A 17,747-nucleotide genomic window follows, 5' to 3' on the forward strand; every position below is an offset into this window, starting at 1 on the left:
GAACCCCCGGAGGCGGCACTTTCCCTATGAAAGCTACTTCTCCAGAATCGCGGTGACGCCCTGCCCGCCGGCCGCGCAGATCGAGATCAGGCCGCGGCCGGACCCCTTCTCGTGCAGCAGCTTCGCCAGCGTGGCGACGATCCGGCCCCCGGTCGCGGCGAACGGGTGCCCGGCCGCCAGCGACGAGCCGTTGACGTTCAGCTTCGCCCGGTCGATCGAGCCCAGCGGCGCGTCCAGGTCCAGCTTCTCCTTGGCGAACGCCGGGTCCTCCCACGCCTTCAGCGTGGCCAGCACCTGCGAAGCGAACGCCTCGTGGATCTCGTAGAAGTCGAAGTCCTGCAGCGTCAGCCCGGCCTTCGCGAGCATCCGCGGCACGGCGTACGCGGGCGCCATCAGCAGGCCCTCTTCGCCGTGGACGTAGTCGACGGCCGCGGTCTGCGAGAACGTCAGGTACGCCTGCACCGGCAGGTTGTGCGCCTTCGCCCACTCGTCGGTGGCGAGCAGGACCGTCGACGCGCCGTCGGTCAGCGGCGTCGAGTTGCCCGCCGTCATGGTGCCGTCCGGGCCGCCGAAGGCCGGCTTGAGCTTGGCCAGCTTCTCCGCGGTCGAGTCCGCGCGCAGGTTCTGGTCGCGCGCGAGCTTGAGGAACGGCGTCACGAGGTCGTCGAAGAACCCGCGGTCGTAGGCCGCGGCGAGGTGCTGGTGGCTGGCCGCGGCCAGTTCGTCCTGCGCCTCGCGGGTGATCTCCCAGATCTTCGCGGTCAGGGCCGCGTGCTCGCCCATCGACAGCCCCGTGCGCGGCTCGGAGTTGCGCGGGATCGCCGGGACGATGTGGCCCGGGCGGATCTTCGCGACGAGCTTGAGGCGGTCGCCGAGCGTCTTCGCGCTGTTGAGCTGGATGAGGATCTGCCGGAGGTCCTCGTTGACGGCCAGCGGCGCGTCGCTCGTGGTGTCGACGCCACCGGCGATGGCCGAGTCGATCTGGCCGAGCGCGATCTTGTTGGCGACGTTGACGATCGCCTGCAGACCCGTGCCGCACGCCATCTGGACGTCGGCGGCGGGTGTCGCGGGCGAAAGCTTGCTGCCCAGCACGCTCTCGCGGGCCAGGTTGAAGTCCTTCGAGTGCTTGAGCACGGCACCGGCCGCGACCTCGCCGATCACCTCGCCCTGCAGGGAGAACCGGCTGACCAGACCGTCGATCGCGGCGGTGAGCATGTCCTGGTTCGACGCCTTCGCGTACGGGCCGTTCGACCTCGCGAAGGGGATCCGGTTGCCCCCGATGATCGCGACCTTGCGCACGGCAGGCGCCTGCTTTGGTTGCTTCGGCTTCGGCGGCATGAACTCACCTCTCTGGTCGTGTCTCTCACACTGTAACCTACTGGGGAGTAGGTTAGACTGCGACGTGACGCAGACTGCACGGGAGGCAACCGATGGCTGACAGGTACCAGCAGTTCACGAAAACCCCGGTGGGGAAGTTCGTGGTGCCGAAGCTCGGCCTGCCCAGTCCCGCGACGCTGCGCCGGTACCAGCCCGGGCAACCCGCCCTCGAGGGTCCCGCACTTCTCGGCGCCGCGCCCGGTGGACGGCTGGAAAAGACCCTTCGTGACCAGCTCGCCGACGCGGGCATCGAGGTCGTCACTTCGGCCACCGACCGGCACGCCGCGCTCGTCTTCGACGCCACCGGCATCACCGAGCCCGCCCGCCTGCGCGAGGTCTACGACTTCTTCCACCCGGTGATTCGCAGCGTCGGGCCGTCCGGCCGCGTCGTCGTCCTGGGTACGCCGCCGGAGCAGGTCGACGGCCGCGAGCGGATCGCGCAGCGCGCGCTCGAGGGCTTCGTGCGCTCGGTCGGCAAGGAGCTGAAGCGCGGCGCGACCGCCCAGCTCGTGTACGTCGCCGAAGGCGCCGAAGAGGCGACCGAGTCGACCTTGCGCTTCCTGCTTTCCGCGAAGTCCGCGTTCGTCGACGCGCAGGTCATCCGCATCGGCGCCGAGGGCAAGACGGCTTCGGCGCCCGCGAACTGGGAGAAGCCCCTCGACGGCAAGGTCGCCCTGGTCACCGGCGCGTCCCGCGGCATCGGCGCGGCGATCGCCGAGGTGCTGGCCCGCGACGGCGCCCACGTCGTCGCGCTCGACATCCCCGCGCAGGGCGGCGACCTGTCGAAGGTCGCGAACAAGGTCGGCGGATCGGCGCTGCAGCTCGACATCACTTCGCCGAGCGCGCCCGCGAAGCTCGCGGAGTACCTGAAGGAGCGTCACGGCGGCGTCGACATCGTCGTGCACAACGCGGGCATCACGCGCGACAAGACGCTCGGCAACATGAGCGAGAGCGCGTGGGACTCGGTGATCGCGGTGAACCTGGCCTCGCAGCTGGCGGTGAACGACAAACTGCTCGCCGACAAGGTGCTGCGCGAGAACGGCCGCGTCATCGGTGTTTCGTCGATCGCGGGCATCGCCGGCAACGTCGGCCAGACGAACTACGCGACTTCGAAGGCGGGCGTGATCGGCATGGTGAACGTCGGCGCCCCGCAGCTCGCGGCGTACGGCGGCACGATCAACGCGGTCGCGCCCGGCTTCATCGAGACCAAGATGACGGCGGCGGTCCCGCTGTTCATCCGCGAGGCCGGCCGCCGGCTCTCCAGCCTCGGCCAAGGCGGCCTCCCGGTCGACGTCGCCGAGACGATCGCCTGGTACGCGAACCCGGCGTCGGCCGCGGTGAACGGCAACGTGGTCCGCGTCTGCGGCCAGGCGCTGCTGGGGGCCTGACGTGGTGATCCGCGAACTCGACAGCACGCCGAGCCTGGCGACGCTGTACCCGAAGGCCCTGCTCGGTTTTCGCAAAACGGGCTCGTCGCTGCCGGACACCGAGCTGGTCCGCACCGGCGTCACCGTCGACCCGGCGCACCTGGCGGCGTACAACACGGTGTGCGGCTTCCGGCTGAGCGACGAGCTGCCGGTGACGTACCCGCACATACTGGCGTTCCCGCTGCAGATGGCGCTGATGACCGAGCCGGGCTTCCCGTTCCCGCTGCTCGGCATGGTCCACGTGGCGAACCGGATCACCCAGCACCGCGCGCTGCGGCTGAGCGAGCCGCTCACGATCCGCGTGCGCGCGGAGAACCTGCGCCCGCACGAGCGCGGGCGTCAGTTCGACGTCGTCAGCGAGGCCTGGGCCGGCGACGACCTGGTGTGGGTCGACGTGAGCACGTACCTGCGGCGGGGTTCGTCGTCGGGATCTTCCTCGCGGCGTGACCAGCTGGCCCCGCCGACCCCGGATGCGATCTGGCGGATCCCGGGCGACATCGGCCGTCGCTACGCGGAGGTTTCGGGCGACCGCAACCCGATCCACCTGCACCCGCTGACGGCCCGCCTGTTCGGCTTCCCGAAGGCGATCGCCCACGGCATGTGGACGAAGGCCCACGCACTGGCCTCGTTCGAAGGCCGCCTGCCGGAGGCGTTCACGGTGGACGTCCGCTTCAAGCAGCCGGTGTTCCTGCCGGGCAAGGCGGGCTTCACGTCGTGGTCCACTCCGGAGGGCTGGGCGTTCGAGCTGTGGAGCAAGACGAAACCCCACCTGGACGGCACGATCACCTCACTCTGACGGGAATCGGCCGGCGAGCGTCCGGTTGACCGCGGCGAGGTCGAACGCCGCCGGGTCGAACTCGCCGGCCGCCGTCAGGCCAAGCCATTCCAGGGTTTCGTCGTGATCCTCGTGGCTGGGGTCGGCGAGCACGTCGAGCAGCTCTTCGTAGCCGCCGATGCCGCCGCAGTCCTCCGGCGGTCCGGCCCGGCGTCCGTCGAGGCAGCGGGGGCGGCCGCGTACTGGTTCACGGGCTTCGAGCGTCACTTCGTGAAACCAGTCGTCGCCGAAGTCGTACTGGTAGCTCAGTGCGTCGGCGGGAGCTCGGAGCACTTCGCCGATCCGCTTGGACCGGGCATCGGCGTGGCCGAGTTCGGGATCCGGAAGCCCGTACACGCCGTCCGCCGTCTCGAACACCCACAGGTGACTGCGCTCCCAACCGAAGGCGTCCTGGATCAGCTCGTGCACGTCGGCCAGCGAGAAGTCGTCGGGAACGGCCACCCGCCGCCAGATCGCCGGCTCGCTGTCGGTCAGGGTTATTTTCACCGTGAGCGTGGTCATGCGTTATTCCGAAGGCTTCCAGACCTCGCCCTCGATGAGGTCGTTGAAGCCGAGCCAGACGAGGTTCATCAGCCACGACGCCAGGACGCCGTCGGAGATGTCGGGGTGGTCGAGGGCCCAGTCGGCCAGGGATTCGGCCGCCCCGACCAAGGCCGCGGAGAGGCCCTCGCCGGAGAACTCGGCCTGCTCGCCGACGCCCTTGCGGGTGCCGGCGGACACGACGAGCGCGGCGACCAGCTGGATCGCGCGCGCCCGCATGTCGGTGATCTCCGCGGCGAAGGTCCCGCCGACGGTCAGGGCCTGGCGGTGCAGGACCGTCCACGACTCGCGGTACTCGGCGACGAAGCGGTAGAAGGACCGCAGACCGTGCCAGAGCTGCATGTCCGGTGGCAGGTCGGGCTGCACACCGGCCTGGATGGCCTCGAGCAGCCGCGTCGCCTCGCGGCGGATGCAGGCGCCGAAGAGGTCCTCTTTGGAGCCGAGGTAGGTGTAGATCATCGGCTTCGAGACACCGGCGACGTCGGAGATCTCGTCCATCGACGCCGCGTGGTAGCCGTGGCGCGAGAAGACCTGGACGGCCGCGTCCAAGATCTGCCGCTCGCGCACGGCACGGGGCAGCCGCCTTGCCCGTTCGGGCGGACGCTGATCATCCTCTGACACGCTGGACCTCCTCGTTGCTGCCCGGAGACGGTACCGGGCGCGACCACGGCAGGGTGATTTCGGCACGCTTGCCCGCCTACCTACTGGCGGGTAGCCTTACGCGTGGGTAACCGGAGAGGGAGTGACCATGGCCGACAACGCCGGGATGACCAGCGCCGATCGCGTCGCGACCCTCCGCGGGGCGGCGCTGCTGGACGCGCTGGAGCGCCTCGACCCGCTGAGCCCCGAGGCGCACGCCCTCGACGTGAACGCCCTCGCCGACGCGCTCAACCCGCGCGATCTCGGCAAGGACGACTTCCGAAGACTCTTGAACGCTCTGCTCAGGCTGGCCGCCCGCGCCCCGGCGTTCGACCTGAGCAAGGTCGAGCCGGCCCGCTTCGCGTCCCTGGTGTCCTCGGCGTCGCGCGCGCAGCTGGAGAGCGTCGTCGCGGAGCGCCCCCTGCGCGAGCGCGTACTGGACGAGATCTTCGCCCGCATGGGCGCCCACATCAGGCCGGACCGCGCCCGCGACCTGCACGCGGTGGTCCACTGGCGCCTGTCGGGCGGAGCGGGCGAAGGCGGCTACGACCGCTACGAGACGGTGATTTCCCACGGCTCGTGCACGGTCAGCCGGGAGACGCGCGCCACCCCCCGAGTCACGATCACGATAGCGCCGGCCGACTTCTTCCGGCTGATCACGCACCAGGCAACCCCGGCGGTGCTGTTCGTCACGGGAAAGATCAAGGTCAAGGGCGACTTGGCCTTCGCGGCGGGCCTGATCGGATTCTTCGACCTCCCCCACCCCGTATAGTCAGTATCCGTGCCCCGAAAAGCGAAGTGGCGCCTTTCCCGGCCCCGTGCGATCCGCAGCAGCCACGTGGTGAACGCGTTCGCGGAGAAGCTGGTCATCGGCAACCTGACGGCTTCGCAGTTCATTCAGGTCCTGGAAACCTTGCACATGCTGGGCTCCGCGGGAGCGGGCATCGAGTTGAGCTCGCTGTCGACGGACGTCCTGGTCGACGTGGTCCGCCGGGCGTCTCGCGAGCAGCTGAAGGCGATCGCGGAGCATCCCGAGTTGCGCCCGGTGTTCCTGGACGAGATTTTCCGCAGGATGTCGGAGCATTTCTTGCCGGAGAAGGCGCGCCACGTGGATTTCGTGGTTTCGTGGCGCTTTTCGGAGGGCTCCGGAGAAGACGGGTACGACCGCTTCCAGACGGTGATCGAGGACGGGGTGTGCGTTTCTTCGGCGGACCTGTCGCGATCCCCGGACACGACGATCACGCTTTCGGTGGACGACTTCATCAGGATGGCAACGGGCAACGCGGCGGTGGCAGCGATGTTCGTGACCGGCCGGGTGAAGGTGAAGGGCGAGTACGCACCGGCGGTGCGCTTCTCGAGCTACTTCGACATCCCCAAGCCGACGGTGGACTAGCCGTCGCTGGCTTGCTGGTCGCGAACGCAGTGTGCTGGCTGGTTCAGCTATGTAAGATCCTCGGAGTGTCTCATGACGAGCTTGATCCGCAGCAGACCCTCCTTCCGGGAATTGAACCTGCCGATGATCCGGCTTTGAACGCTGTCGCGGAAAGCATCCTGAGAGATGACCCGGATGGCTCGAGGTTCGCTGGGGCTATCCGGCGTAGCATCGACATGTTGCTAGATGGCCAGCACACTGGGCGGTACCGCTGGGATCAGCTGTTCAAAACAGAAAAGGCGCACGCTGGTACTCTCATCGAGATCAATCTTCAGCGTGAGTTTAAATTCACTGACGGCAAGCGCATGGACTATGAAATCGCCGGGTTCGAGGTTGACTGCAAGTTTTCGCAAACTCGTTTTGCTTGGATGATTCCACCGGAAGCGCACAATGAGATAATACTCGGCGTATGGGCGAGTGATACGGACTCTATATGGTGTGCCGGACTTGTTCGAGCGAGATCTGAGTACCTGAACACTGGCGGGAACCGGGATGCAAAGAGAACTCTGAATGCGGTCGGCAGAAGTGCTGTTAAGCGACTCTTCTGGGAGGCGCCGCTTCAGGAGAACCTGCTCTTGAAGCTGCCCAGGGCGGACATCGACGCCATCTTCGCGCCTCGCTCTGGCCAGAAACGTGTGAATGAACTCTTCTTGAGGGCTCAAAAACGCCGGGTGAGCCGCAATGTCGTCGCCACCGTTGCGATGCAAGACGACTACATGAAGCGTGTTCGATCCAATGGAGGTGCCAGGTCGAACCTTCAGCCTCGTGGAATCGTAATCCTTGGCGATTACACGAGTCATGGTGCGCTGGCGCGTCAGCTGGGCCTCCCAGTGCCTGGACCGGGTGAGTTTGTCAGTGCCAGACTGGTTCGGTTGAATCCCGATCGCCCAGTAGTTCCATACGTCTCGCTAGAGGGCGAGCGTTGGACGTTGGCGCGCGAGGAGGATGCCGAGGAGCTGGTTCCTAAGCTGCCCACCATCTGAATAGAACGCCGGGCAGCTCAGGTGGCACCCCAGGTTAGCTGATCCGCGCGCGGTTCTTCAGGAAGTTCGCGTGCCGTTCGTGGTCTTCCTGGCCGATGAAGGCCTTGAAATTTCCGAGCCGGTAGATCTTCGTTCCATTGCTCGTCTTGATGTCGATGTCGAAGTCTCGGCGCAAGAGCTCAATCCTGCGCTCGAGCTCGACGACGTCAATCCGTAGATCCGCCGACTTGATGATTTCTTCAGCTTCGATGAAGTCGTCCGCGTTGCGAAGCGCTCGGTACACGGCGTCATGATTGGCTGCCGTGCGCTCCTCAGCAAGCTTCTCCTGCTTGAATGCAAGGATGATGGCCTCGCCCAGTGCTCGTGCCACAGGCGGCGGGAAGGCATTGCCAATCTGGCGGTAACGGCTGGTCTTCCGGCCGGTGAACTCCCACTGGTACTCACCCGACCAGCCCTGAATCCTGGCAACCATTTCGCAGGTGAGTTTGGGGCCGACTTTGAACTCGTCGTCGGGGCCGGGGGCTAAGTCTGCCACGCCCATGGCGTCGACCCCGAGCTCAGCCCACGCGCGCTTCGCGCGGGTCGGTCCCAGGTCTGCGCCACCGTGCTTCTTGGAGCCGCCAACGATCGTAGGTGCGATCTTGTCGGCTTTCCTGGCCCAGTCGTCGACGCCTTTCCAGCCCCGGGCCCCCATGAGGTCCTTGAGCGCCTCGCCGACTGTGAGCTCAGCCTCGGATTCCTGCGGCCAGCTGAAGTACTTGGCGTCTTCCTCTTCGAGGGCGATGAGTACGAAACGCGGTCGTAGCTGGGGGACGCCGAAGCCGGATGCGTGAAGCAGGCGCCATTCAGCCACGTACCCGAACTCGGCAAGCCTGTCCAGCACGTGCTGCCGATAGCCCGCGAAGCGAGGCATGCTCAGACCACGCACATTCTCAAGAAGCACCGCACGGGGCTTGATGATGTTGACCTGTTCGACCGCCCAGGCGAACAGGTCACGCTCGTCGTTGGCGCCGAGTTGCTTCCCCGCAACGGTAAAAGGCGGGCATGGCACGCCGCCTGCGAGCAGGGCAAGCTGTCCGCGCTTCTCGTAGACCTCGCCGCCAGGACCGTGCTCGTGCGGATTCCATACGCTGGGGTCAGCGACATCTCCTTCGAGCACGACCTCCTCGGGCAAGTTCTGCCTCAAGGTGTGGCTAGCGTTTGCGTCCAATTCGATCGCCAGCCGGTGGGTGAAGCCAGCCTTCTCCAGGCCGAGCGCTTGGCCGCCCATGCCGGCGCAGATTTCGATTGCCTCGAAGGCCTGGCTCATGATCTTCCCTTCCAAGGCGAGCTCGCCGGCGTGTACCGACGGCCATCATCCCTTACGGCTGGAGCGGCCGAGCGTAGACTGCCTGCTTGATGACTACTCCGGGTCCGGACAAGCGCGACTTGCGTGAACTCGCTCACGCAAGGGGTACCTACCCCAAGCCCGCTACGGAGGGACGCTCGCGCAACATGCAAGCCAACTGCCGGAAGGACACCAAACCTGAGGTCACCCTCCGCAAGGAGCTGCACCGTCTTGGGTACCGGTACCGCAAGGACCTGCCGCTCGTGGTCGGCGACGGCCTTCGCGTCCGGCCGGATATCGTTTTCCCCCGGCGGAAGGTCGCGGTGTTCGTTGACGGCTGCTTCTGGCACGTGTGCCCTGAGCACGGCCGGATGCCGACGAGCAACGAGTGGTACTGGACTCCCAAGCTCCGCCGGAACATGGAGCGAGATCAGCTGGTCACCACCGCGTTGGCCGCCGAAGGCTGGGACGTCGTGCGCATATGGGAGCACGTTGCCCTGCCGGAAGCGGTTGCCGCGGTGACGAACCGGTTTGACTAAGCTGACCACGACTCGATCATATGTGCGACGTCTGACAGAAACTTACGATTGGGGAGCGTGTCGGCCCGAAACATCCTTTCGGGCTGGGTGATCGGTCGACGACCGGTTCGCTACCCCTCGATGACGCGACCTTCGATCACCGTCGGCTGGTCGCGGTCACCCCGGGGCTCCTGCGGAGGCACAACCTCGCTGTCCACCACCATCACCGGACCTCGGCGCTGGTTCGCGAACCGGACCGCTCGCTTCTCCATCCGCTTCAGCCACAACCGCCGAGCCACCGCGCGGGACGGCGGGAGGATCAACAGCAAACCGAGCACGTCGCTCACGAACCCCGGCACCAGGATCAGCACCCCGCCGAGCCCGACGAGCATGCCGTCGGTCAGCTCCTTCTCCGAGGGGCGTCCCAGCCGGGCCGACTCCACGAACGCGCGCATCGCCTTGCCGCCCTCGCGGCGGGCCAGCCACGAGCCCAGGAATGCGCCACCGAGCAGCAGGCCGAGTGTGCCGAGGATGCCGACAGCCGAGCCCACCGCCCAGATCGCGGCGATCTCGGCGATGACGTAGAGCAGGAACGCGACAGCCATACCGGGACAACGAACGACCTGTCCGATTTGCTCCCGCGGCCGAAATTCACCGGCTAGGGTCACACCTCGTGCCCGACTGGTTCCGCTGGCTCCTGATCGCGCTCGCGGTGCTCGGCGTCGTCGCACTGACCGGGCGTCAACGGCTGAGGCTTCCCGCGTTCCCCCAGGTGAGAGCCGGTATTGCCGTCTCCGTGCTCGTCTGGCTGGCGATCGCCGTCGTCGTTGCGGGCGGTGCCGGGGGCGGGCTGCTCTGGTTCCTCGGCTGGCCGCGGCTGCCCACCACGGCCGCGTTCGACGTCGCCCAGTTGCTCGACCTGCTCAAGATCGCTCTCTCCGTGGTCGCCGGGCTGGGTGGGGTGGTGCTGCTCGCCGTCAACTACCGGAAGCAGCGGGTCACCGAGAACGAGCACGCCCTCGCCGTCGAGAAGGCCGAGCGGGAGACCGTTCAAGGGTTCAACGAACGCCTGGGCGCCGCCGCCGAGCAGCTCGCCCACGACAGTCCCGCGGTCCGGTTGACCGGCGTCTACGCCCTTGCCGGGCTCGCTGACGACTGGGAGGACAAGCGCCAGGTCTGCGTCGACGTCCTCTGCGGATACCTGCGGCTTCAGCCGCCGGCCATGGCGCCTGGCGAGTCCGTGGTGCGGGAAGCGATCCTCCGGATGTTCCGCGATCGGCTCACCGGCCTCCGGTGGTGGCGGCAGCCGATCGACTTCGACTTCACCGAAGTCGTGTTCGAGAACGCCGATTTCTCCGGGCTCCGGTTCCGCGGGCGGCTGATCCTCGACCGGGCGGAGTTCACCGGGGAGTCGGCCTCGTTCCACCGCGCGCGCTTCAGCGGCGGCCTCAGCTGCCACGGCACGCGCTTCGCCGCCGAGCGCACAACCTTCGCGAAGGCGACTTTCGACGGCGCGGTCGAGTTCGTCGGAACCGAGTTCATCGGGCGGGAACTCAGCTGGGCCGGTGCGACCGTCGAAGGGAAGACGGCCGACTTCTACCGGTGCCGGGTCGCGTGCACACGTCTGGACTTCACGCAGCTCAGCATCGAAGCCGGGGAACTCCGTTTCGAGCAGCTGGAGCTGGCCGACACCGATGTGGACTTCGAAGGCCTCTACGCCGGATGGCGCGATGACGAGGGCGGCTTTCCGCGGCTGACCTTCGAGGACGTGCGGTTCCTGCGCTCCCGACTGCGGCTGGAGCTGTGGAGCGATCGCGAGCGGATGGTCTGGCTGCGGGACTGCGTGCTCGACACCGTGGCCGTCCAGCTTCGCGCGGACGAGGGCGCCAAAGCCTGGTTGAACCTGCGGAACGTCGAACTCCGCGGGGGCACCGAGATCCCCGCGGAGTTCGTCCGGACCCCTAGCTCGGCACCTCGTCCAAGTACGCCCGTGCCTGGAGCGTGAACAGCTCCGCGTACCCGGCCTTCGCCGCCATCAGCTCCTCATGAGTTCCGTACTCAGCCACCTTCCCCCGGTCCAGCAGCAAAATCCGCTCCGCCTGCCGAACCGTCGAGAACCGGTGCGAGATGTACAGCGTCGTCCGCCCCTCCGACAGCTGGCGCAGCCGCGCGAACAAGTCGTGCTCAGCCTGCGCGTCCAACGCCGACGTCGGCTCGTCGAGGATCAACAACGGTGCCTCCCGCTGGAAAGCCCGTGCCAGCGCGATCTTCTGCCACTCGCCACCGGACAGTGAGACGCCCTGGTCGAACCACCGGCCCAGCGGGCTGTCGTAGCCGGACGGCAGGCGCTCGATGCGCTCGTCCGCGCCCGCTCGGCGGGCCGAATCCTCGATGTGCGGGCGATCCTCCAACCGTGAAAGGTCTCCCAGCCCGATGTTCTCCGCCGCCGTTCCTTGGTACGTCACGTAGTCCTGGAACATCGCGCTGATCCGCTCGCGCAGCTCGACCGGGTCGTACTCGCGGATGTCCACGCCGTCCAACAGGATGCGGCCGGCGGTCGGGTCGTACAAACGGCAGAGCAGCTTGAACAGTGTCGACTTGCCCGCGCCGTTGCGGCCCACCACCGCCACCGTCTCGCCCGGGCGGATCTCGAAGCTGACGTCCTCCAGTGCCGGCTCCTCGGCGCCCGGGTAGGCGAACGTCACCGAATCGAACTCGATGTGACCGTCCACAACGGACGGGAACTTCCGCGGTGACGGCGGCGCGGTGATCTCGGGTTTCGTGTCCAGGAAGCGGTAGAGCGTGTCCAGGTACAGATTGTTCTCGTACATCCCCGAAAACGCCGTGAACAGCCCGGACACCGACGCCTGCACGGACGTTGCCGCCGCCGTGTAGAGGGCCAGGTCGCCCAGGGTCAGCCGGCCGCCGACCGCCTCCAGTGCGATGTACAGCGCGATCGCCGAGCCCGCGAACGTGCTCAGCAGACCCCAGGACGTCGAGCTGATGTTGCGGTTGATCGTCAGCTTCCGCTGCCGCTCGTACGACACCAGGCCGAGGCGGCGGAAGCGGTCGACGAAGTACGGGCCGAGGCCGAACAGCTTCGTTTCCTTGGCGTACGTGTCCGTCGTGACCAGCGAAGACAGGTAATCCATCCGCCGCTTGATCGGCGACATCAGGAACGTCAGCCAGAACGCGCGCGAGCCGTACTTGGACTGCGAAATGAACGCCGGGATCGGCGCCAGCAGCGCGACCAGCGCCAGCAGCGGGCTGATCGAAACGAGCAGCGCGATCATGCTGCCGAACGTGATCAGCGTCCGGACCAGGCCGAGCGCCGAGTTCATCATCGACAGCGGACGGGTCGGGGCTTCCTGCGCCGCCTGGCGCAGCATGTCGTAGGACGTCGAACCCTCGAAGTACGCCAGGTGCAGCTCGCTCGCGTGGGCCATCACGCGGTGGCGGATGGTCAGCGTCATGCGCTCCTGCAGCAGGGCCTGCGCGATCGACGTCAGCGCGCTGCTGATCGCCGTCGCGGCGAGCACGGCGAACTGGAACAGCGCCACGTTCACGATGTCGCCGTTGGTTCCCTTGCCCTGGATCGCCGCGACGACCGAGTCGAGCAGCAGCTTCGCGATGTACGCCGTCACCGTCGGGAGGAGGCCCGACAACAACGTGATCAGCGCGAGCACGATCGTCAGGGGCGGGCTCGCCTGCCACGTCAGCTTCGCGACCTTCGGCAGGCCGCGGACCGTACCCGCCACGGACGTCTTCGCGCGCTTCAGCCGCGAGCGCAGGTCCTTCGGCTGGTCTTCCGGTTTCGGCTCCGGGATGTCGACCGGGCCCGTGAGCCCGCTCTCCGGCACGGTCGACGCGTGCCGGCGACGGCCGCGGCGGGCCATCATGAACTCCATCCCGCCCCCACCACCCGGGATCACGGGGCCTCCACGGCGCCGTGCAGGAAGACGTCGACCACCTGGCGCGGGGTGGGTACGTCGCCGTCCGGGGCCATCCGGCCGCCGAACAGCAAGGTCAGGAAGAGGCCGGCCAGCTGCTCGGGCGGCAGGCGCAGGCGGTCCTTCTCCGGCGTGAACAGCTCGACCATCGCGCCGCGCATGGCGGCCATCGACTCGCGGCGGCCGCCCTTCCACGTCTTGCGCTGGTCCTTGAGGCGCTGCTCGGGGTCGCGGTGCCGGACGCGGCCGGACGCGTGCAGGGCGCCCATCAGCGCGCCCATCCGCTCGAGGTGCGCGCCGAGCGCTTCGGCGGCCTCGACGAGCCGGTCCGCGAGGGGCTGGTCGACCGGGATCTCGGCGATCGCGTCGAGCACGTGGTCGGGCCGCAGCGCTTCGGCGGTGCAGGCGTCGAACAGCTCGTCCTTGTCCTTGAACGCGCGGAAGATGGTGCCCTCGCCGATGCCGGCGGCGCGGGCGATCTGGCTGGTCGTCACGTTCGCGCCGTGCTCGATGAGGAGCGGCAGCACCGCGTGCACGATCATGGCGCGCCGCGCTTCGGCGCTCATGCCAGGCGCTCTCCGCCGGGTTTCGGGTGCTGGTGTCATGCCACCAGTGTGCGGAGTGAGTACTCACTCCGTCAAGTGAGTATAGGTTGACGCCATGGGCGTGCTCTGGGGTCGCCGGTTCCTGCCGTGGCACCGCCGTGGCGACGGCCCGCGGATGGCCAGCGCGGTCGCGACCGAAGAGGTCGAGGCGATCCTCGGCGGCACCAAGCAGCACGAACTGGAGCAGCGCCAGGTCCAGCTGATGCTGGTCGACGATCACCAAGCCGCTGGCGGCACTCGCGTCGACCTCGACGCCGGGAAGATCGTCCTCAGGGGGCCGTGACCGCGGAAGGCCGCCCCGGAACTTCCGGGACGGCCCTCCACCTGCGAAAACTCAGTACGTCATCGCCATCGCCGGGTCGGCCAGGAGGGCGCCGACGTCGGCCAGGAACTCCGAACCCTGCTGGCCGTCGACCACTCGGTGGTCGAAGCTCAGGGACAGCTGGAGCACCTTGCGGACCTTGATCTCACCGTCCACCACCCACGGCTGGTCCTTGATCGCGCCGAGGCACAGGATCGCGGACTCGCCCGGGTTGATGATCGGCGTGCCCGTGTCGACGCCGAACACGCCCACGTTGGTGATCGTGATCGTGCCGTTCGCCATGTCCGCCGGCGACGTCTTGCCCTCGCGGGCGACGTCGGTCAGCTTCGTCAGCGCCTGCGCCAGCTCCTTGAGCGACAGCGAGTCGGCGTCGCGGACCTTCGGCACGATCAGGCCGCGCGGCGTGGCGGCCGCGATGCCCAGGTGCACGTAGTCCTTGTAGACGATCTCCTGCGCCGCTTCGTCCCACACCGCGTTGATGTCCGGCGTGCGCTTCGCCGCCAGGCACACGGCCTTCGCGGCGAACGTCAGCGGCGTGACCTTGACCCCGGCGAACTCCCGCGACTTCTTCAGCTTCTCGCGGAACTCCATCATCGGCGTGACGTCGATGGTCAGGAACTCCGTGACGTGCGGAGCGGTGTACGCGCTCTGCACCATCGCCGCGGCGGTCATCTTGCGGACGCCCTTGATCGGCACCCGCCGCTCGCGCGATCCGTTGCCGGCAACCGCGACGGGAGGCACGACTGCAGTCCCGTTCGCGGCGCGCTCGACGTCTTCACGCGTGATGACGCCGCCATCGGCGGTGCCGGTGAGCGCGTGCAGGTCGACGCCGAGATCCTTCGCGAGCTTCCGCACCGGCGGCTTCGCGAGCGGAACGTACCCGCCGCGAGGAGCAGCCGGGGCCACGGGAGCCGGAGCGGGCGGAGCGGCGACGGCCACCGCGGCCGGTGCGGGAGCCGGAGCGGCACCCTTCCGGGCCCGCCGCTGCGTGACCACGGCTTTGGAGCCGTAGCCGACCAGCGGCTTCATCTCTTCTTCTTCGACCGGAGCCGGAACGGCGGCAGCAGGCGCGGGCGCCGCCGCGCCACCGGGGTCGACGTCGATGGTGAGGATCGGCGCGCCGACCTCCACCGTCTGCCCCGGCTCCACGTGCAGCTCCGTGACCACGCCGGCCCACGGGATCGGCAGCTCGACGGCCGCCTTCGCCGTCTCGATCTCGACCACGATCTGGTTGACCGTGACCGTGTCGCCCGGCTTGACGTGCCAGTTCAGGATGTCGGCTTCGGTCAGCCCCTCGGCGGTGTCGGCCAGGGGGAACTCTTTGTACGTCGGCATTGCGCGGGATCCCCCCTACCAGGCCAGTGAACGGTCGACGGCGTGCAGCACCCGGTCCAGGTCGGGGAGGTAGTGCTCCTCGAGCTTGGCCGGCGGGTACGGCGTGTCGAACCCGGTCACCCGCAGCACCGGCGCTTCCAGCGAGTAGAAGCACTCCTGCTGCACCCGCGCGGCGATCTCCGACGTCAGCGACGACTCGGACGGCGCCTCCGACAGCGCGATCAGCCGTCCGGTCTTGCGCACCGACTCGAACACCGGGCCGAGGTCCAGCGGCGAGAGCGTGCGCAGGTCGATGACCTCCAGCGACTTGCCCTCGTCCTCCGCCGCGGCGGCCGCGTCGAGCGCGACCTTCACCGACGGGCCGTACGCGACGACCGTCGCGGTCGTGCCCTCGCGCACGACCTGCGACGAGAACATCCGCTGCGGCGTGCCCGCGACGTCGATCTCCGCGCGCAGCGCACCCGAGTGGTAGAGCCGCTTGGGCTCGAAGAACAGGATCGGGTCGTCCGACTTGATCGCTTCTTGGATGCCCCAGTAGGCGTCCACGGCGTTCGAAATGGACACGACCTTGAGGCCCGGGATGTGCGCGAACAGCGACTCCGGGGACTCCGAGTGGTGCTCGACCGCGCCGATCCCGCCGCCGAACGGCACCCGGATCACGACGGGCATCTTGATCTTGCCCTGCGTCCGGTAGTGCAGCTTCGCCAGCTGCGAGGAGATCTGGTCGAAGCCCGGGAAGATGAAGCCCTCGAACTGGATCTCGCAGACCGGCCGGAAGCCGCGCACGGCCAGGCCGACCGCGGTGCCGATGATGCCGGACTCCGCGAGCGGCGTGTCCAGCACGCGCTGCTCGCCGAAGTCCTTCTGCAGGCCGTCGGTGATCCGGAAGACGCCGCCGAGCTTGCCGACGTCCTCGCCCATGATCAGGACCTTGGGGTCTTCTTCCATCGCGCGGCGCAGGCCGAGGTTGAGCGCCTTGCCGATGGTGAGTTTCTGGAGGTCGGTCATCAGTGCTCACCCGCCGAGGCGAAACCGTCGAGGTAGGACAGGAACTCTTCGCGCTGCGACTCCAGCACCGGGTTGCCCTCGGCGTAGACGTTGCTGAAGATCCGGTCCGGCGGCGGTTCCGGCATGTTGAACGTGTACTCGCGCAGGTCGGCCGCGAACGCGTCGGCCTCTTCCTGGACGCTGTCGAAGAACGCCTGGTCGGCGCCGCCACCGCGGGCGAGGAACGCCCGGACGCGCTCGATCGGGTCCTTCAGCTTCCACTCCTCCAGCTCGTCGGAGAGCCGGTAGCGGGTGGGGTCGTCGGTCGTCGTGTGCGCGTCCATGCGGTAGGTGAACGCCTCGATCAAGACGGGTCCGTTGCCGTGGCGGCACTCGTCGAGCGCCCAGCGGGACACCGCGAGGCAGGCCAGGACGTCGTTGCCGTCGACGCGGATGCCGGGGAAGCCGTAGCCGCGGGCGCGCTGGTAGAGCGGCAGGCGCGACTGGCGCTCGGTCGGCTCCGAGATCGCCCACTGGTTGTTCTGGCAGAAGAACACCAGCGGCGCGTCGTAGACCGCGGCCCAGACGAATCCTTCGTGGACGTCGCCCTGCGAGGTGGCGCCGTCTCCGAAGTAGACGATCGTCGCTTCGCCGTCGTCGTCGCCGACCTTGCCCTCGAACTTCTGCCCCATCGCGTAACCGGCGGCGTTGAGCACCTGGTTGCCGATCACGATCGTGTACGGGTGGAAGCCGTGGCGCTGGTAGTCCCAGCCACTGTGGTCGGTGCACCGGAAGATGCCGAGCAGGTCCTTCATGTCGACCCCGCGCGCGAACGCGACGCCGTGTTCGCGGTAGCTGGGGAAGGCCATGTCGTTCGCCCGCAGGGCGCGGCCCGAGCCGATCTGCGCGGCTTCCTGGCCGAGCAGCGGGACCCAGATGCCGAGCTGGCCCTGGCGCTGCATGGCGTTGGCTTCGCGGTCGGCCCGCCGCACCAGCACCATGTCGCGGTACAGGCCGCGCAGGGCTTCGGCGTCGATGTCGTCGACGTACTTGTCGAACTGGGGCGACGGCACCCGTTCGCCTTCGGGGGTGAGCAGCTGAGTCAGCTCAGCGCCACCTTCGCTGGTTGCTCGCAATCCGGCGATGACCTGCTCCGGGGAGGGCTGGGCCGCCACGGCGGCGGGCCCGTCCCCGGGTTCCGGGTGCGTCCACTGTTCGGACGGCATGCGCAGTACTCCTCGTGTCGGTGCCTCTGGCGGCCGCTTGTGGCGACCACAGCGACTGCACCGGCGGGGACCAGCGCATCGGGTCCGAAGCGCTCGGTCGCCGTCGGCGTTGACGGTTCACGCGGACATCCTGGCACGATGGTCCGCCCTTTGGTGAGTCACGGATACTTATTTGTTGCTGAGAAACAGGCGCTGAACAGGGCAAACGTTAGGACGCCCGAGCATCGGACCTGCGAGGGTCGGG

At 68.0% G+C, this 17,747-nt stretch carries 18 protein-coding genes; 8 read left to right on the top strand and 10 right to left on the bottom strand.

Annotated elements, in window-relative coordinates; genetic code table 11:
- Positions 1-33: 33 nt before the first annotated feature.
- A complete protein-coding gene (locus ACLJQM_RS35660; RefSeq protein ID WP_247016525.1) occupies positions 34-1,338 on the bottom strand; it encodes an acetyl-CoA C-acetyltransferase in 1,305 nt (434 codons plus the stop codon).
- 92 nt (positions 1,339-1,430) lie between these two features.
- Here ACLJQM_RS35660 and ACLJQM_RS35665 point away from each other — a divergent pair, with 92 nt between their 5' ends.
- Both ACLJQM_RS35665 and ACLJQM_RS35670 read left to right on the top strand, forming a co-directional pair.
- Positions 1,431-2,765 (top strand): 3-oxoacyl-ACP reductase, encoded by a 1,335-nt coding sequence (locus ACLJQM_RS35665; RefSeq protein WP_410634727.1) that lies wholly within the window; start codon positions 1,431-1,433, stop codon positions 2,763-2,765.
- Position 2,766: 1 nt separating this feature from the next.
- Positions 2,767-3,600 (top strand): MaoC family dehydratase, encoded by an 834-nt coding sequence (locus tag ACLJQM_RS35670; protein WP_410634728.1) that lies wholly within the window; start codon positions 2,767-2,769, stop codon positions 3,598-3,600.
- Here ACLJQM_RS35670 and ACLJQM_RS35675 read toward each other — a convergent pair.
- Positions 3,592-4,140 (bottom strand): plasmid pRiA4b ORF-3 family protein, encoded by a 549-nt coding sequence (locus ACLJQM_RS35675; protein ID WP_410634730.1) that lies wholly within the window; start codon positions 4,138-4,140, stop codon positions 3,592-3,594. The two genes, ACLJQM_RS35670 and ACLJQM_RS35675, sit on opposite strands and share 9 nt — an antisense overlap.
- Before the next feature lie 3 nt (positions 4,141-4,143).
- Positions 4,144-4,800: a TetR/AcrR family transcriptional regulator gene (locus ACLJQM_RS35680; protein WP_247016531.1), complete on the bottom strand. Its 657-nt coding sequence runs from the start codon at positions 4,798-4,800 to the stop codon at positions 4,144-4,146.
- Positions 4,801-4,927: 127 nt separating this feature from the next.
- On the opposite strand from ACLJQM_RS35680, the gene ACLJQM_RS35685 reads away from it, so the two are divergent.
- The 3 genes from ACLJQM_RS35685 (at position 4,928) to ACLJQM_RS35695 (ending at position 7,233) form a co-directional block, all read left to right on the top strand.
- Entirely contained in the window at positions 4,928-5,590 is a 663-nt protein-coding gene (locus ACLJQM_RS35685) for an SCP2 sterol-binding domain-containing protein (protein ID WP_360777960.1), read from the top strand.
- 69 nt (positions 5,591-5,659) lie between these two features.
- Positions 5,660-6,211, top strand: coding sequence for an SCP2 sterol-binding domain-containing protein (locus ACLJQM_RS35690; RefSeq protein ID WP_247016535.1), 552 nt, complete (start codon positions 5,660-5,662; stop codon positions 6,209-6,211).
- 65 nt (positions 6,212-6,276) lie between these two features.
- Positions 6,277-7,233 carry a NaeI family type II restriction endonuclease gene (locus ACLJQM_RS35695; protein ID WP_410634732.1) on the top strand — a complete coding sequence of 319 codons (957 nt, stop codon included), beginning with the start codon at positions 6,277-6,279 and terminating at the stop codon, positions 7,231-7,233.
- Positions 7,234-7,267: 34 nt separating this feature from the next.
- Here ACLJQM_RS35695 and ACLJQM_RS35700 read toward each other — a convergent pair whose 3' ends face one another.
- The gene (locus ACLJQM_RS35700; RefSeq protein WP_247016539.1) at positions 7,268-8,542 is read right to left on the bottom strand and encodes a DNA cytosine methyltransferase; all 1,275 of its coding nucleotides are present in this window, start codon (positions 8,540-8,542) and stop codon (positions 7,268-7,270) included.
- A 119-nt stretch (positions 8,543-8,661) separates the two neighbouring features.
- Between ACLJQM_RS35700 and ACLJQM_RS35705 the strand changes: the two genes are divergently transcribed.
- A complete protein-coding gene (locus tag ACLJQM_RS35705) occupies positions 8,662-9,099 on the top strand; it encodes a very short patch repair endonuclease (protein ID WP_410634831.1) in 438 nt (145 codons plus the stop codon).
- A 110-nt stretch (positions 9,100-9,209) separates the two neighbouring features.
- Here ACLJQM_RS35705 and ACLJQM_RS35710 read toward each other — a convergent pair whose 3' ends face one another.
- The gene (locus tag ACLJQM_RS35710) at positions 9,210-9,683 is read right to left on the bottom strand and encodes an FxsA family protein (RefSeq protein WP_410634733.1); all 474 of its coding nucleotides are present in this window, start codon (positions 9,681-9,683) and stop codon (positions 9,210-9,212) included.
- 68 nt (positions 9,684-9,751) lie between these two features.
- On the opposite strand from ACLJQM_RS35710, the gene ACLJQM_RS35715 reads away from it, so the two are divergent.
- Positions 9,752-11,083: a pentapeptide repeat-containing protein gene (locus ACLJQM_RS35715; protein WP_410634735.1), complete on the top strand. Its 1,332-nt coding sequence runs from the start codon at positions 9,752-9,754 to the stop codon at positions 11,081-11,083.
- On the opposite strand, the gene ACLJQM_RS35720 is transcribed toward ACLJQM_RS35715, so the two are convergent.
- Both ACLJQM_RS35720 and ACLJQM_RS35725 read right to left on the bottom strand, forming a co-directional pair.
- The gene (locus tag ACLJQM_RS35720; RefSeq protein WP_410634737.1) at positions 11,040-12,986 is read right to left on the bottom strand and encodes an ABC transporter ATP-binding protein; all 1,947 of its coding nucleotides are present in this window, start codon (positions 12,984-12,986) and stop codon (positions 11,040-11,042) included. The two genes, ACLJQM_RS35715 and ACLJQM_RS35720, sit on opposite strands and share 44 nt — an antisense overlap.
- A 20-nt stretch (positions 12,987-13,006) precedes the next feature.
- The gene (locus ACLJQM_RS35725) at positions 13,007-13,594 is read right to left on the bottom strand and encodes a TetR/AcrR family transcriptional regulator (protein WP_247016547.1); all 588 of its coding nucleotides are present in this window, start codon (positions 13,592-13,594) and stop codon (positions 13,007-13,009) included.
- A 94-nt stretch (positions 13,595-13,688) separates the two neighbouring features.
- On the opposite strand from ACLJQM_RS35725, the gene ACLJQM_RS35730 reads away from it, so the two are divergent.
- On the top strand, positions 13,689-13,916 hold the full coding sequence (locus ACLJQM_RS35730; RefSeq protein ID WP_410634740.1) for a DUF6191 domain-containing protein: 228 nt from the start codon (positions 13,689-13,691) through the stop codon (positions 13,914-13,916).
- Positions 13,917-13,967: 51 nt separating this feature from the next.
- Here the strand turns inward: ACLJQM_RS35730 and ACLJQM_RS35735 are convergent, their stop codons facing one another.
- Genes ACLJQM_RS35735 through pdhA form a run of 3 tightly spaced genes read right to left on the bottom strand, consistent with a single transcriptional unit; the run spans position 13,968 to position 17,503 of the window.
- Positions 13,968-15,290, bottom strand: coding sequence for a dihydrolipoamide acetyltransferase family protein (locus ACLJQM_RS35735; protein ID WP_410634741.1), 1,323 nt, complete (start codon positions 15,288-15,290; stop codon positions 13,968-13,970).
- A gap of 15 nt (positions 15,291-15,305) precedes the next feature.
- The gene (locus ACLJQM_RS35740; RefSeq protein ID WP_360777935.1) at positions 15,306-16,298 is read right to left on the bottom strand and encodes an alpha-ketoacid dehydrogenase subunit beta; all 993 of its coding nucleotides are present in this window, start codon (positions 16,296-16,298) and stop codon (positions 15,306-15,308) included.
- The gene (gene pdhA / locus ACLJQM_RS35745; protein ID WP_360777933.1) at positions 16,298-17,503 is read right to left on the bottom strand and encodes a pyruvate dehydrogenase (acetyl-transferring) E1 component subunit alpha; all 1,206 of its coding nucleotides are present in this window, start codon (positions 17,501-17,503) and stop codon (positions 16,298-16,300) included. The genes ACLJQM_RS35740 and pdhA overlap by 1 nt, the downstream gene beginning before the upstream one ends.
- Positions 17,504-17,747: the final 244 nt, after the last annotated feature.

The sequence above is a fragment of the Amycolatopsis sp. cmx-4-83 genome (genome assembly GCF_046548815.1).
Taxonomy (GTDB): domain Bacteria; phylum Actinomycetota; class Actinomycetes; order Mycobacteriales; family Pseudonocardiaceae; genus Amycolatopsis; species Amycolatopsis pretoriensis_A.

What these genes read in the sequence shown, in the direction of transcription:
- ACLJQM_RS35660 (WP_247016525.1), bottom strand. Translation starts at nt 1,338, where the DNA reads ATGCCGCCGAAGCCGAAGCAACCAAAGCAGGCGCCTGCCGTGCGCAAG.
- ACLJQM_RS35665 (WP_410634727.1), top strand. Translation starts at nt 1,431, where the DNA reads ATGGCTGACAGGTACCAGCAGTTCACGAAAACCCCGGTGGGGAAGTTC.
- ACLJQM_RS35675 (WP_410634730.1), bottom strand. Translation starts at nt 4,140, where the DNA reads ATGACCACGCTCACGGTGAAAATAACCCTGACCGACAGCGAGCCGGCG.
- ACLJQM_RS35685 (WP_360777960.1), top strand. Translation starts at nt 4,928, where the DNA reads ATGGCCGACAACGCCGGGATGACCAGCGCCGATCGCGTCGCGACCCTC.
- ACLJQM_RS35700 (WP_247016539.1), bottom strand. Translation starts at nt 8,542, where the DNA reads ATGAGCCAGGCCTTCGAGGCAATCGAAATCTGCGCCGGCATGGGCGGC.
- ACLJQM_RS35710 (WP_410634733.1), bottom strand. Translation starts at nt 9,683, where the DNA reads ATGGCTGTCGCGTTCCTGCTCTACGTCATCGCCGAGATCGCCGCGATC.
- ACLJQM_RS35720 (WP_410634737.1), bottom strand. Translation starts at nt 12,986, where the DNA reads ATGGAGTTCATGATGGCCCGCCGCGGCCGTCGCCGGCACGCGTCGACC.
- ACLJQM_RS35725 (WP_247016547.1), bottom strand. Translation starts at nt 13,594, where the DNA reads ATGAGCGCCGAAGCGCGGCGCGCCATGATCGTGCACGCGGTGCTGCCG.
- ACLJQM_RS35730 (WP_410634740.1), top strand. Translation starts at nt 13,689, where the DNA reads ATGGGCGTGCTCTGGGGTCGCCGGTTCCTGCCGTGGCACCGCCGTGGC.
- ACLJQM_RS35735 (WP_410634741.1), bottom strand. Translation starts at nt 15,290, where the DNA reads ATGCCGACGTACAAAGAGTTCCCCCTGGCCGACACCGCCGAGGGGCTG.
- ACLJQM_RS35740 (WP_360777935.1), bottom strand. Translation starts at nt 16,298, where the DNA reads ATGACCGACCTCCAGAAACTCACCATCGGCAAGGCGCTCAACCTCGGC.
- pdhA (WP_360777933.1), bottom strand. Translation starts at nt 17,503, where the DNA reads ATGCCGTCCGAACAGTGGACGCACCCGGAACCCGGGGACGGGCCCGCC.